The following is a 12,941-nucleotide window of genomic DNA, read 5'->3' on the forward strand; positions in this document are numbered from 1 at the left end:
ACGCCGGGGCTTAGCGTCGATACGTGGGAGTCGGACGCGCGCTGATGCTGGCCCTGGCGTTCCTCGCCGTGGCCAGCCTCCCGGCGGCGTTCGCCCTGCTCTTCTGCTACGACGAGATCCTCGACCGGGTGGTGTGTGGCTGGTCCGAGTGGCGTGAGCGCCGTCAGGAGAGACGCACCATCGCCCGCCTCGACCGGGCCATCGAGGCCGACGCGTTGACCCGGGACATCGACCTCAGCGAGTTCGACCGGGCCGATCGGCGGCCTCTGGAACAGCTGGCCGCCGATCTGCGCCGCCTCGGGGGCCAACGGATCGGCGGCGCCGGCCGGTCGATGGTCTGGCACGGCGCGGTGCTCCAGGCGTACGACGACCGGCTCCGACTGGCCTGCCGTGCTCTCGGCATCCCCGAACACCTCGCCGAGTTGGAGGGCGTCGACCAGGAGATCGAGCGGGTGCGGGTCGAGGGCGTGCTGCACGCCGCCGGCCTGACCCTGCCGGCGGCCCGCGCCGGGCACCGGCAACGCCACCACTGAGCGGGCCGACGGTGTGCGACTCTTCGTCGCGGTCGACCCGCCGGTCGAGGCGGTCAACCATCTCGGCGCACAGGTCGCCCGGCTGCGCGTGGGCGCGGCGGCGGCCGCCGGCACCAACGTCCGGCTCGCCGACCCGGCCCACCTGCATCTCACCCTGGCCTTCCTCGGCGAGGTCGAGGCCGACCGGCTGGTCGAGGTGGAGAGTGCGCTCGGGTTGGCCGCCGAAGGGTTCCGCGACGGCCGGAACGCCGTACCCCGGTTGAGCCTCGGCGGCGGCGGCCGGTTCGGCCGGGACAGGTCCACCGTCCTCTGGGTGAACCTGCGGGGCGACGTGGAGTTGCTGCACGTCCTGGCCCGGCTGATCCGGTCCCGGCTGCGGCGCGCCGGACTGCCGTACGACGAGAAGCCGTTCCGTCCGCACCTGACCGTCGCCCGACCCGGCGCCCGGATGCCCCCGGCGGACGTCGAGGCCGACCGGGCCAGCCTGGACGGTTACCGGGGTCCACCCTGGCCGGTGGCTGAGCTGCTGCTGGTGCGCAGCCACCTCGGTGCCCCACCCCACTACGACCGGCTCGCCGCCTGGCCGCTCTGATCCGGCGCTGCCGGGGTGGCGGCGGCAGGCCTGGTGTGCAGGACCTCGCGGGCCTGTTCGGCGGCGCGGGTGATGCTCTCGCTCATGAAGTCGAGGAAGCGGGCGATGTTTTCCAGCCGGGCGGCGGCGGGGGTGTGCGAGCCGAGAAGGGCGACGCCCTGGCGTGCGGTGGCGACGAGTTGGTCGTTGGCGCGGGCGCTGGCGATCGTCGCCTGGTAGAAGAGTTCGTCGTCGACGAGGTAGTGGTCGCGGCGGCGCTCGTCACGCTGGCGGCGGACGAGGCTCTGGCTCTCCAGGAAGGCGATCGCCTTGGAGATGGACGCCGGGCTGACCTGAAGGCGCCGGGCGAGGTCGGAGGCGGTGAGGCTGCCCGAGTCGCTGGTGAACAGGCAGGTCAGCACCCGGGCCCCCATCCTGTTCAGACCCGAGCTCATGAGGACGGTGGTGAACGTCTCCTCGTACTCGGCCACGGCCCGGGCGTCGCGCCCGTGCGGCTGGAGGGCCGACTCGGCCGTTCGGGACGAGGACGGGCTGCGCCGGTGTGCCCGCACCTCAGTGGCGCGGTGTGCCAGGTCGGCACGGTAGGCGGTGGGACCACCGTTTCGCATCACCTCACGCGTGATCGTCGAGGTGGGGCGGTCGAGGCGTCGGGCGATCTCCGCGTAGGGGAGGTTGTCGGCCAGCCCTGACGCGATCTGCTGGCGTTCCTGCTGGGTGAGCCTGCCTCCCGGCATCGCGTTCTCCTCGTGGTCCTGCACGGCGTTGCCCCGAGCCGTCACCATAGCGTTCACCGGCAATCTATTGCAACGCGCCCCGCACTCGCTGTTGCGTTATGCGTGAAGCCATTGCAATGATTTGACCGCTCTGAGCTGCAAATAGGCGAAGCCAGTGCAACAAATGCATTGCCTGATGTCTGAACGCAACGTAGCGTTTCCGGTGTTGGAAAGATTGAACGACGAACATGGGAGAGCATGATGCAGACGTTCGACACCCCCGCCCCGATCTCGACCGTCCTGAACATCCCCGCCGGGAGCATCCGGTTCATCGCCGCGGAGCGCACCGACACCACCGTCGAGGTCCGGCCCACCGACCCCGGCCGGAGCCGCGACACGAAGGCCGCCGAGCGCACCGCCGTCACTTACGCCGACGGCGTCCTGCGGGTCACGACCGCCGGCACCGAGAACCGGCTCCTCGGCCCCTCCGGATCCCTGGAGGTCACCGTCCGGCTGCCCGCCGGCTCCCGCGTGGAGGCCAGGACGGCCAGCGCCGAACTCCGCGGCGTCGGACGCCTCGGCGACGTCGCCTTCGACGGCGCGTACCGGCAGATCAAGATCGACGAGGCCGCGAGCGTCCGCCTCACCGCGATCGACGGCGACGTCGAGATCGGCCGGCTCATCGGACCCGCCGAGATCAGCACCGCGCGGGGCGACATCCGGATCGCCGAAGCCGGGCGCGGCACGGTCGTGCTCCGCACCCAGTCCGGTGACATCACGGTCGCCGCCGCCGTCGGCGTCTCGGCCGCCCTGCACGCCGACACCGGCCACGGCCGGGTCAGCAACAGCCTCAAGAACGACGGCACCGTCGAACTCGACCTCCACGCCACCACCCTCCAGGGCGACATCACCGCCCGCAGCCTCTGAACAGGACGGATGGACATGACCAAGAGCAGCGCGTCCTCGACCAGCACGACGTGGACCGGCCTGGTGCCGGTCGACGACACGGCCCTGGCCGTCACCGACACCGGCGGCCCCGGCACCCCGGTGGTCTACCTCAACGGCCAGTTCGCCACCGAGGGGTACTGGCGGCGGGTCATCGCCGAACTGGGAGCGGGGTGGCGGCACATCACCTACGACGAGCGGGCGCGCGGCCGGAAATCGAAGCGCTCAGCGGACTACTCCTTCGAGGCTGCCGTCCGGGACGTGCACGCCGTCCTCGCGGCCCGAGGCGTGGACCGGGCGGTCCTGGTGGGCTGGTCCTACGGCGCCGTCGTCGCGGCGCACTGGGCCAACCGCAACCCGGAACGGACGATCGGCACGGTCCTGGTCGACGGCGCGTTCCCGCACGACTGGCTCGACGAGGCCATGGCGCAGCGGATCCGGAAGATGTTCCGCCGGATGAACCTGTTCATGCCGCTGCTGCGCCCCACCGGCCTGACCCCACGGATGAACGCCGAACAGATGGCGGACAGCAACATCGAACTCGGCGAACTCTCCCGTGAACGCGAGCTGGGCCCGGTGCTGGACAGCATCACCGTCCCGGTGCGGTACGTCGTCGCCTCCGGAACGTCCCTCGGCAGTCGTGGTGACGAGCAGGAGACGATCCGCGCCAGCCTCGACGCGGTGACCGCCCGCAACCCGCACATCCAGATCGCCGCGAAGGTCGCCAGCAACCACGGCGCGATCCTCAAGAAGGACTTCGAGGCCGTCGCCAAGGCCGTCCGCGAGGTCGCCGTCCTCAAGGCCCGCGACTGACCTCGGCCAGCATCCGCTGCCGTCGCCCGCGATCGTGCACATTGGGTCGTCGATCTGCCCCGAATATGTGTTGTGCCGGGGCAGAAAGTGCAAGATCGCGGGGAGGGGCTGGCCGTGCCTCGCGCCGACGGGTGGCGAACCGCCACCCGTCAACGCGAAGCGTCAGGAGGACTCACGCGCGGCGGGGCCACTGCCGAAGAGCACGTCGTCCCAGCTCGGCAGCCGCTTGCGCGGCTTGCCGTTGGCATCGGTGGATTCACCGGCGGCTGCTGCCGCAGTGCCGGTGCGGCGGGGCCGCAGCACCGCCAGCGACGGCACGGCCGGCACCTCCTTGGGCGCGTCCGAGTCGTCGTCGAAGGCCGAACCCTGGCCGCCGCCGAGCAGCGCCGCGGCGCCCCCGCCGACCGGCCGCTGCCGGGGAGCGTCCGACCCGGCAAGGGCAGCCGGCGTACGCGGCTCCAGACCGCGACCCGACGAGGCGCCGAGCGGGCGGTCCAGGGAGGCGAGCAGCGCGTCCCGGCCGGCGCGGATCGGGTCGCGACCGGGTCGCGGGTGCTCCGACGCCGCCGGAAGCCCGTGCCCGCCACGGCTCGGCTCGCCGCGCGACGGACCGGGCAGGGCGTGCCCACCCCGCTCCGGCGCCGGCTCCTGGCCGAGAATCGGCGTGGGCCGCTCGGCGCACAGGTACTGTGCCATGTCGTCGTGCGGGGTGACCGCCTGCCGGGTCTTGTCGAGATCCCAGATCGCCTGCGCGGTGGCCTTGCCGGACGGCCAGGTCGCGATGATCCGCCAGGTGCCGTCGTCCCGCCGGTACGCGTCCCAGGAGATCTTCTCGGTGTCGATGCCGTGCTGGCTCAGCCGACCGTTGACCACCTCGGCGAGCGGGGTGGGCTTCTCCGCGCCCTTGAGGCGGGTGCGGCGGGCGTGCTGGGCGAGCATCGCCCGCTCCTGGAGCACCGGGCCCGCGTAGCGCAGCACCCGATCGACGGGCACGCCGGCGATCCGGGCGACGTCCTCGGCGGACTCGCCGGAGCGGATCCGGGCCTGAATGTCGCGAGGGGACAGCGACGGGATCGGGTCAGCGGCCGACGGCGGTGCCACCGGGAGCGGCGGCGCGCCGGGCTCGGGGTGCAACGCGCCGGCGATCCGGTCGTCGATAGGCAGGGCGAGCAGCCGCCCGACCTCGTCGGCGAGAACCAGGGCATGGCCGTCCTCGGAGAGGGCGACGAAGCGTACTGGGCGCATAGCGTTGCCTCCGTCCCGCTTCGTTGGCCGCACGCCACGAGTCGGCCACCCAGGCGTCTCGGACCACCGTACGCGCATCTGTCTCGGGGTGGGGGAAGCGACACCCCGCATGTCGCGACTGAGCTGCAACGATGATCACGGTGGGTGTCCGTCGAGGCCCCGACGGACACCCACCGTGACGAACCTCAGAGGCGCTCGACCACGTAGTCGATGGACGCGGTCAACGCCTCGACATCGGCCGGCTCGACGGCCGGGAACAGCGCCACCCGCAGCTGGTTGCGACCGAGCTTGCGGTACGGCTCGGTGTCCACGATCCCATTGGCGCGCAGCGCCTTCGCGATAGCGGTGGCGTCCACCCCGTCGGCGAAGTCGATGGTGGCGACCACGTTGGACCGCAGTGCCGGGTCGGTGACGAACGGGGTGGCCACCGTGGACCGCTCCGCCCAGCCGTACACCGTCGCGGCGCTCTCCGCGGTGCGCTTGGCCGCCCAGGCCAGACCGCCCTGCGCGTTCATCCAGTCGGTCTGCTCGGCGGCCAGGAAGATGGTCGCCAGCGCCGGGGTGTTGTACGTCTGCTCCAGGCGCGAGTTGTCGATCGCGGTGACCAGGTCGAGGAAGGCCGGGATGTACCGGCCGGACGCCTTGATCTCGGCGGCCCGGTCCAGGGCGGCCGGCGACATCAGCGCCAGCCAGAGCCCGCCGTCGGAGCCGAAGCACTTCTGCGGGGCGAAGTAGTAGACGTCGGTCTCGCCGACGTTCACCTCCAGGCCGCCTGCCCCCGAGGTGGCGTCGACGAGCAGCAGCGCACCCTCGTCCGCGCCGGCCACCCGGCTGATCGGCACCGCGACGCCGGTCGAGGTCTCGTTCTGCGGGGTCGCGTACGCGTCCACGCCGGACTCGGCGACCAGGGTCGGCGCGCTGCCCGCGGCGGCCTTGCGGACGGTCGGCTCGCCCAGGAACGGCGCGTCGGAGACCGACGTGGCGAACTTGGCGCCGAACTCGCCGAAGCTGGCGAACTGGGCGCGGTCGCGGATCAGACCGAAGGTGGCGACCTCCCAGAACGCGGTGGTGCCGCCGTTGCCGATCACGACCTCGTAGCCCTCGGGCAGCGAGAAGAACTCGGCGATGCCGGAGCGCAGCCGGGCCACCTGGTCGCGGACCGTCTTCTGCCGGTGCGAGGTGCCCAGGTAACTCGTGGCCACCTCGGCGAGAGCGGACACCGCCGCGGGACGGACCTTGGACGGGCCGCAGCCGAAACGTCCGTCGGCGGGCTTGATCTCATCGGGAATCCGGATGGTCGGTGCGTCAGCCACGGTCTTGAAGATCCTTCCGCAAGGGCGAGGGCGGGCCCGGCGACACTGCCGACCCTCATCCTCGCACCCGGACCCATCGGTGTAAGCCGGGCCCCCGAGGGCGGACCTGAGTCCTTCGCCACATCCACCGGCGTTATCCGCGACCGGGTCCCTCCGGCACGCCAGGCGTGCCGGAGGGACCCGGTCCGACAGATCAGACGCCGTGCGGGATGGCGGCCCAGCCCTCGACGTCGGACGGCTTGCGGGTCTCCGGGCCGACGTAGCGGGCGGACGGACGGACCAGCCGCTGCAGGCGCTTCTGCTCCAGGATGTGCGCGCTCCAGCCGCCCATCCGGGCGCAGGTGAACATCGAGGTGAACATGTGCGCCGGCACCTCGGCGAAATCGAGCACGACGGCCGACCAGAACTCGACGTTGGTGGCCAGCACCCGGTCCGGGCGGCGGGCCTGCAACTCGGCCAGCGCCGCCTTCTCCAGCGCCTCGGCGATCTCGAAGCGCGGCGCGCCCAGCTCCTTGGCGGTGCGCCGGAGCACGCGGGCGCGCGGGTCCTCGGCACGGTAGACCCGGTGACCGAAGCCCATCAGACGCTCGCCGCGGTCCAGGACACCCTTGACGTAGCCCTCCGCGTCGCCGCTGCGCTCCACCGCCTCCAGCATGCTGAGCACGCGGGACGGGGCACCGCCGTGCAGCGGGCCGGAGAGGGCGCCGATGCCCGACGAGATGCAGGCCGCCGCGTCCGCCCCGGTGGAGGCGACGATGCGGGCGGTGAACGTGGAGGCGTTCAGGCCGTGCTCGGCGGCCGAGATGAAGTACGCGTCGACGGCCTTGACGTGCCGCGGGTCGGGCTCACCCCGCCAGCGCTTCATGAACCGCTCGACGATCGTCTGCGCCTTGTCGATCTCCTTCTGCGGCACCGCCGGCAGACCGAGACCGCGGGCGGACTGGGCGACGAAGGAGAGCGCGGTCACCGACACCCGGGCCAGGTCCTCGCGGGCCTGCTCGTCGGAGATGTCCAGCAGCTGGTTGAGACCCCAGTACGGCGCCAGCATGGCGACGGCCGACTGCACGTCGACCCGGATGTCGCCGGAGTGCACCGGCACCGGGAAGGGCTCCGCCGGCGGAAGGCCGGGCCCGAACCGGCCGTCGACCAGCAGCGCCCAGACGTTGCCGAACGAGACCTGGCCGATCAGATCCTCGATGTCGACCCCGCGATAGCGCAGCGCGCCACCCTCACGGTCAGGTTCGGCGATCTCGGTCTCGAAGGCGACTACGCCCTCCAGTCCGGGTTTGAAGTCGGCCATGTCATTCTCCTGGATCTGGTCGGTGCGCCCGGTCCGGCTCATCCGGCCCGATCGGCCGAGCGCCTCAGGCGACCCTCAGGGATGTGTTCGGAACATCTTGCCCGCTCAGTAACCGGATACGCGACCCGCTGCGACTGTGCTGCACACGACATCTCAGGACGCGCATTCTCCGCGCGGCTCGGTGAGACTGGGGCGGTGCGGGCTGGTCAGCGCGGGAGGGTGCCGGCGAGGCCGCCGAGAAGGAGTGGGGACGTGACGGGCGACACACCCGCCCCGGCCGCCATGCGTAACGAGTACGCAGCGGACCTGGGCCTGACCGAAGCTGACCTGGCCGCCGACTGGCACACCCAGTTCGACCGCTGGTTCGCCGACGCGGTGGCCTTCGGGCTACCCGAACCCAACGCGATGGTGGTGGGCACCGCCGACGCGGCCGGCCGGCCGAGTGGGCGGACGGTGTTGCTGAAGGGGTACGACCCGGACGGTTTCGTGTTCTTCACCAACCACCTCTCCCGCAAGGGTGTCGAGGCGAGCGCCAACCCGTACGCCAGCCTGATCTTCCCGTGGTTTCCGATGCAGCGGCAGGTGGTGGTCACCGGGCGGATCGCCCCGGTCGACCGCGCGGAGACCGACGCGTACTTCGCGAGCCGTCCGCGCGGCTCCCAGCTCGGCGCCTGGGCCAGCCCCCAGTCGCAGGTCGTGCCGGACCGGGCCGCGCTGGAGCAGCGCTACCGGGAGGCCGCCGAGCGGTACGCCGACGAGGCCGTCATCCCGTCCCCGCCGCACTGGGGCGGGCTGCGGGTCCGGCCCGACGCGGTGGAGTTCTGGCAGGGCCGGGCGAGCCGGCTGCACGACCGGCTCCGCTTCCGCCACGTCGACGAGGGCGACTGGACCGTCGAGCGGCTGGCCCCGTGACCGGTGTGCAGGAGGCCCGGCCGCGCGGAGCGCGCCGCTGGGCGATCGACGTCCGTCCGCTGCGCGTCCCGGCGTACCGGCGGTTGTGGCTCGGCAACACCGTGGCGATGTTCGGCTTCCAGTTCACCGCCGTCGCGGTCCCGGTGGAGATGTACGCCCTGACCCGGGACTCGTTCTGGGTGGGTCTGCTGGGCGTCGCGGCGTTCCTACCCCTGCTGATCTTCGGGCTCTGGGGTGGCGCGGTCGCCGACGCCCGCGACCGCCGTGCGGTGCTGCTCGGCGGGTCCGTGCTGCTCTGGGCGTCCACCCTCGGGCTGCTGGTCCAGGCGCTGCTCAACGTGGGCAGCCCGGTGCTGCTGCTGGCGTTGATGGCGGTGCAGTCGGTGGCGTTCGCGATCACCTCGCCGGCCCGCAGCGCCATGCTGCCCCGACTGGTCCCGGAGGATCTGGTCCCGGCCGCCAGCACCCTGAACTACACGACGTTCACCGCGGCCTCGGTCGCCGGCCCGCTCGCCGCCGGCCTGATCCTCTCCGCCTCGCCGGACACCACGGTGGTGCTGCCGATCGCGTACGGGGTGGACGCGGTGCTGTTCACCGCGATGCTCTGGGCCGCGCTGCGGCTGCCCGCGCTGCCGCCCGAGCCGACCGCCGACGGTCAGGCCCACCGCGCCGGCCTGGCCAGCGTGATCGACGGATTCCGGTACCTGGCCACCACGCCGGTGCTGCTGCTCTCCTTCGGGGTCGACCTGATCGCGATGATCCTGGCCATGCCGAGGGCGCTCTTCCCGGAGATCGCCCACGAGCGGTTCGGCGGCGGTGGTGCGGTCGGCCTGCTCTACAGCGCCATCGCGATCGGCTCGATGATCGGCGGGCTGACCTCCGGCTGGATCGGTCGGCTGCGCCGGCAGGGCCTCGGCCTGGTGGTCGCAGTGGTGGCCTGGGGTCTGGCGATCGCCGCCGCCGGGCTGGCCCACCAGCTCTGGCTGATGGTCCTGCTGCTCGCCGTCGCCGGCGCCGCCGACCTGGTCAGCGCCGTGCTGCGCCAGTCCATGCTGCTGGTGTACGCGCCGGACCGGATGCGCGGCCGGCTGCAGGGCGTCAACACGGTGGTGGTGGCGGGTGGCCCGCGCCTGGGCGACCTGCGGGCGGGCACCATGGCCGCCGGGTTCGGCGGTGGCGTGGCCTGGGTTGCCGGTGGTCTCGCCTCGGCGGTGCTCGTGGTGGTGCTCGCGGTCGCGTTCCCGGCGCTGTTGCGCTACCGGGCCGCGACCGCGTCGAGCGACGACCGCACGTGACCGGTTAGGGTCGCCGGCATGGAAAGCCCCGACCAGCGCCCGTTCTCCGGCGCCCAATGGACCATCTCCGCCGCCGGCCACGAGGCCGTCATCGTGGAGGTGGGCGGCGGGCTGCGGACGTACCGGCACGACGGCGTCGACCTGCTCGACGGGTACCGGGCCGACGAGGTCTGCCCCGGCTGTGCCGGGCAGGTGCTGGCACCCTGGCCGAACCGGATCCGCGACGGCCGCTACCCGTTCGGCGGGCGGACGCACCAGCTCCCGCTGACCGAGCCGGAACGGCACGTCGCCATCCACGGGCTGGTCAACTGGGTGCCGTGGCAGCTGCTGGAGCAGTCGGCGGACGCGGTGACCCTCGGCTACGACCTGCCGCCGCAGCCCGGCTACGAGTGGCCGCTGCGGCTGCGCAGCCGGTGGAGCGTCGACGCGGACGGGTTGCGCGCCGAGCACGAGGTGACCAACATCAGCGGCGAACTGGCGCCGTTCGGGTTCTCCGTGCACCCGTACCTGCAGCTGCCGGGCGTCGCCGTGGACGACCTGGTGATGCGACTGCCCACCCGTACCCGTGTGCTGGTGGACGGTCGGCTGCTGCCGGTGGGGGCGACCCCGGTCGCCGGCACCGAGTACGACTGGACCAGCCCGCGCCGGATCGGTGCCGCCACGCTCGACCTCTGCTTCGGCGACGTGATCCGCGACGCCGACGGCGGTTCCTCGGTGAGCCTGGCCGCGCCGGACGGATCGGCCGGCGTGCGCATCTGGGCGGACGCCGAGTTCGGCTGGTGGCAGGTCTTCACCGGTGACGCCCTCACCGGCGAGCGGCACCGGCGCTCGGTGGCGATCGAGCCGATGACCTGCCCGCCGGACGCGTTCCGGTCGGGCAAGGATCTGCTCACGCTCAAGCCCGGCACGACCTGGCGGGGCGCCTGGGGCATCCGCCCCGGAGCCTGATGGAGTTCGCCGAGGTCGTCCGCCGACGGCGGATGGTGCGCAACTACGACCCGGACCGTCCCGTCCCGCCCGACGTGGTGGACCGGCTCCTCGACCATGCCGTACGCGCGCCGTCGGCCGGGTTCGCGCAGGGCTGGGTCTTCCTGGTGCTGGAGGAGGCGGCCGACCGGGAACGGTTCTGGGCCGCGACCACGCCGGACGGAGGCGGCCGGGAGCGGTGGCTGGCCGGGATGCGGCGGGCGCCGCTGATCGTGGTGCCGCACGCCAACGAGTCGGCCTACCTCCAGCGGTACGCGGAACCGGACAAGGGCTGGACCGACCGGTCCACCGACCGCTGGCCGGTGCCGTACTGGCATGTCGACACCGGCTTCGCCGCGCTGCTGATGTTGCTCACCGCGGTGGACGAGGGCCTGGGAGCGTGCTTCTTCGGCATCCCGGCGCAGCGGCTGGCGGCCTACCGGGACGCGTTCGGCGTTCCGGCGGAGTACCAACCCATCGGTGCCGTCACAATCGGTTACCGCGCACCCGACCATAGGTCACCGTCTCTGCGCCGCGGGCGTCGCGGAATGGACGAGGTCGTACGGCGCGGGCGGTGGAGCTGAGCGGGCCGTCCCGTTCGTCGGAGTTGAGGATCGGACGACCGGTAGCGAAACTGACATCAGGGAGCAGAACGCAACGTGTGCCGGCCGGCTAGGCTGGCACGGTCATCGGTGCCGCGCCGCGCGGTGCCCGCCGCGGCCCGGCTCGGCGCCGTCGGTCGGCCCGGCCACGGGGAGGGGAGCGTGCCGTCGTGATCTTCAGAGCGGTCCGGGACGGGCGTCCCTATCCGGAGCACAATCTGACGCTCAAGCAGTGGGCGGAGATTCCGCCCCGGCCACTGCGCCTGGACCAGATGATCACCACCAAGCGTGAGCTGGCGCTCGACAAGCTCCTCGCCGAGGACTCCACGTTCTACGGCGACCTCTTCCCGCACGTCGTGCAGTGGAACGGCGGGCTGTACCTGGAGGACGGTCTGCACCGCGCGTTGCGCGCCGCCCTGCAGCAGCGCAACCAGATCCACGCCCGGGTGCTGGTGCTCTCCGAGCCGGTCGAGTGAGCGGCGCTACCTGAAGCTTCGTTAAGGTGACGGGATGACTGCCCTGGATCTGCTCGACCTGGATCCGTCGCTCAGCGAGGAAGAGCGGCAGATCCGCGACGTCGTCCGCCAACTCGTCGACGACCGAGTGCGCCCACACGTCGCCGACTGGTACGAGCAGGGCCAGGTGCCGGCCCGCGAACTGGCCCGCGAGTTCGGCAAACTCGGCCTGCTCGGCATGCACCTCACCGGCTACGGCTGCGCCGGCGCCTCCGCCGTCGCGTACGGGCTCGCCTGCCAGGAACTGGAGGCCGGCGACTCCGGCGTCCGCTCGCTGGTCTCCGTGCAGGGCTCGCTGGCCATGTACGCCATCTGGCGCTACGGCAGCGAGGAGCAGAAGCAGCGCTGGCTGCCGTCGATGGCGACCGGCGAGGCGATCGGCTGTTTCGGCCTGACCGAGCCGGACCACGGCTCCGACCCCGCCTCGATGGCCACCCGCGCACGCCGCGACGGCGACGACTGGCTGCTCAACGGCGGCAAGATGTGGATCACCAACGCGCCGATCGCCGATGTCGCGGTGATCTGGGCGCGCACCGACGAGGGCGTGCGGGGTTTCGTCGTACCCATCCAGACGCCCGGCGTCACGGCCCGCGAGATCCGCCGCAAGATGTCGCTGCGCGCGTCCGTGACCGGCGAGATCGTGCTCGACGACGTCCGGCTCCCGGCGGACGCCCAACTGCCCGAGGCCGTCGGGCTCAAGGCCCCGCTGAGCTGCCTGACCGAGGCCCGGTACGGCATCGTCTGGGGCTCCGTCGGCGCCGCCCGCGACTGCCTGGAAACCACCCTGGCGTACGCCACGACCCGCACCCAGTTCGGTCGCCCGCTCGCCGGGTTCCAACTCACCCAGGCCAAGCTCGCCGACATGGCCGTCGAGCTGGTCAAGGGGCAACTGCTCGCGCTGCACCTGGGCCGGCTCGCCGACGCCGGCCGACTCCGGCCCGAGCAGGTCAGCGTGGGCAAGCTGAACAACGTGCGGGAGGCCCTGGCCATCGCCCGGCAGTGCCGCACCATCCTCGGCGCCAACGGCGTCTCCGGTGAGTACCCGGTGATGCGGCACGCGAACAACCTGGAGAGCGTGCTGACCTACGAGGGCACCTCGGAAATCCACCAGCTGGTCGTCGGGCAGCGACTCACCGGGCTCTCCGCCTTCGCCTGACCTGCCGTTTTGTGCTTTCCGGCCGCTCGACGCGCGGCTGT

Annotated in this window: 14 protein-coding genes; 10 read left to right on the top strand and 4 right to left on the bottom strand. The window is 72.3% G+C overall.

Features of this window, described 5'->3' with window-relative positions; all coding sequences use genetic code 11:
- The first annotated feature begins 23 nt into the window (after positions 1 to 23).
- Complete coding sequence (locus F8271_RS02530) at positions 24 to 533, top strand: hypothetical protein (RefSeq protein ID WP_151487969.1); 510 nt, start codon at positions 24 to 26, stop codon at positions 531 to 533.
- Between the two features lie 13 nt (positions 534 to 546).
- Entirely contained in the window at positions 547 to 1,125 is a 579-nt protein-coding gene (thpR, locus tag F8271_RS02535; RefSeq protein ID WP_151487970.1) for an RNA 2',3'-cyclic phosphodiesterase, read from the top strand.
- Here thpR and F8271_RS34065 read toward each other — a convergent pair.
- Complete coding sequence (locus F8271_RS34065) at positions 1,095 to 1,859, bottom strand: helix-turn-helix domain-containing protein (protein WP_151488020.1); 765 nt, start codon at positions 1,857 to 1,859, stop codon at positions 1,095 to 1,097. The genes thpR and F8271_RS34065 overlap by 31 nt on opposite strands.
- Before the next feature lie 240 nt (positions 1,860 to 2,099).
- Here F8271_RS34065 and F8271_RS02545 point away from each other — a divergent pair, with 240 nt between their 5' ends.
- Positions 2,100 to 2,765 carry a DUF4097 family beta strand repeat-containing protein gene (locus F8271_RS02545; protein WP_151487971.1) on the top strand — a complete coding sequence of 222 codons (666 nt, stop codon included), beginning with the start codon at positions 2,100 to 2,102 and terminating at the stop codon, positions 2,763 to 2,765.
- Between the two features lie 15 nt (positions 2,766 to 2,780).
- Entirely contained in the window at positions 2,781 to 3,596 is an 816-nt protein-coding gene (locus F8271_RS02550) for an alpha/beta fold hydrolase (protein WP_151487972.1), read from the top strand.
- Positions 3,597 to 3,758: 162 nt separating this feature from the next.
- On the opposite strand, the gene sepH is transcribed toward F8271_RS02550, so the two are convergent.
- From sepH to F8271_RS02565, 3 genes are all read right to left on the bottom strand, one after another.
- On the bottom strand, positions 3,759 to 4,841 hold the full coding sequence (sepH, locus tag F8271_RS02555; RefSeq protein ID WP_151487973.1) for a septation protein SepH: 1,083 nt from the start codon (positions 4,839 to 4,841) through the stop codon (positions 3,759 to 3,761).
- Between the two features lie 185 nt (positions 4,842 to 5,026).
- Positions 5,027 to 6,154, bottom strand: coding sequence for a phosphoserine transaminase (gene serC, locus F8271_RS02560; RefSeq protein ID WP_151487974.1), 1,128 nt, complete (start codon positions 6,152 to 6,154; stop codon positions 5,027 to 5,029).
- A 193-nt stretch (positions 6,155 to 6,347) separates the two neighbouring features.
- Positions 6,348 to 7,454 carry a citrate synthase 2 gene (locus F8271_RS02565; RefSeq protein ID WP_030329620.1) on the bottom strand — a complete coding sequence of 369 codons (1,107 nt, stop codon included), beginning with the start codon at positions 7,452 to 7,454 and terminating at the stop codon, positions 6,348 to 6,350.
- A 282-nt stretch (positions 7,455 to 7,736) separates the two neighbouring features.
- Between F8271_RS02565 and pdxH the strand changes: the two genes are divergently transcribed.
- From pdxH to F8271_RS02595, 6 genes are all read left to right on the top strand, one after another.
- A complete protein-coding gene (gene pdxH, locus F8271_RS02570) occupies positions 7,737 to 8,366 on the top strand; it encodes a pyridoxamine 5'-phosphate oxidase (RefSeq protein WP_151488021.1) in 630 nt (209 codons plus the stop codon).
- Complete coding sequence (locus F8271_RS02575) at positions 8,363 to 9,661, top strand: MFS transporter (RefSeq protein WP_151487975.1); 1,299 nt, start codon at positions 8,363 to 8,365, stop codon at positions 9,659 to 9,661. The genes pdxH and F8271_RS02575 overlap by 4 nt, the downstream gene beginning before the upstream one ends.
- An 18-nt stretch (positions 9,662 to 9,679) precedes the next feature.
- The gene (locus F8271_RS02580; RefSeq protein ID WP_151487976.1) at positions 9,680 to 10,609 is read left to right on the top strand and encodes an aldose 1-epimerase family protein; all 930 of its coding nucleotides are present in this window, start codon (positions 9,680 to 9,682) and stop codon (positions 10,607 to 10,609) included.
- Entirely contained in the window at positions 10,609 to 11,211 is a 603-nt protein-coding gene (locus F8271_RS02585; RefSeq protein WP_151487977.1) for a nitroreductase family protein, read from the top strand. The genes F8271_RS02580 and F8271_RS02585 overlap by 1 nt, the downstream gene beginning before the upstream one ends.
- Before the next feature lie 188 nt (positions 11,212 to 11,399).
- The gene (locus F8271_RS02590; protein WP_151487978.1) at positions 11,400 to 11,705 is read left to right on the top strand and encodes a type II toxin-antitoxin system VapB family antitoxin; all 306 of its coding nucleotides are present in this window, start codon (positions 11,400 to 11,402) and stop codon (positions 11,703 to 11,705) included.
- Between the two features lie 34 nt (positions 11,706 to 11,739).
- Positions 11,740 to 12,900: an acyl-CoA dehydrogenase family protein gene (locus tag F8271_RS02595; protein ID WP_151487979.1), complete on the top strand. Its 1,161-nt coding sequence runs from the start codon at positions 11,740 to 11,742 to the stop codon at positions 12,898 to 12,900.
- The last annotated feature ends 41 nt before the right edge of the window (positions 12,901 to 12,941 follow it).

It is taken from the genome of Micromonospora sp. ALFpr18c (genome assembly GCF_008868155.1).
Classification (GTDB): domain Bacteria; phylum Actinomycetota; class Actinomycetes; order Mycobacteriales; family Micromonosporaceae; genus Micromonospora.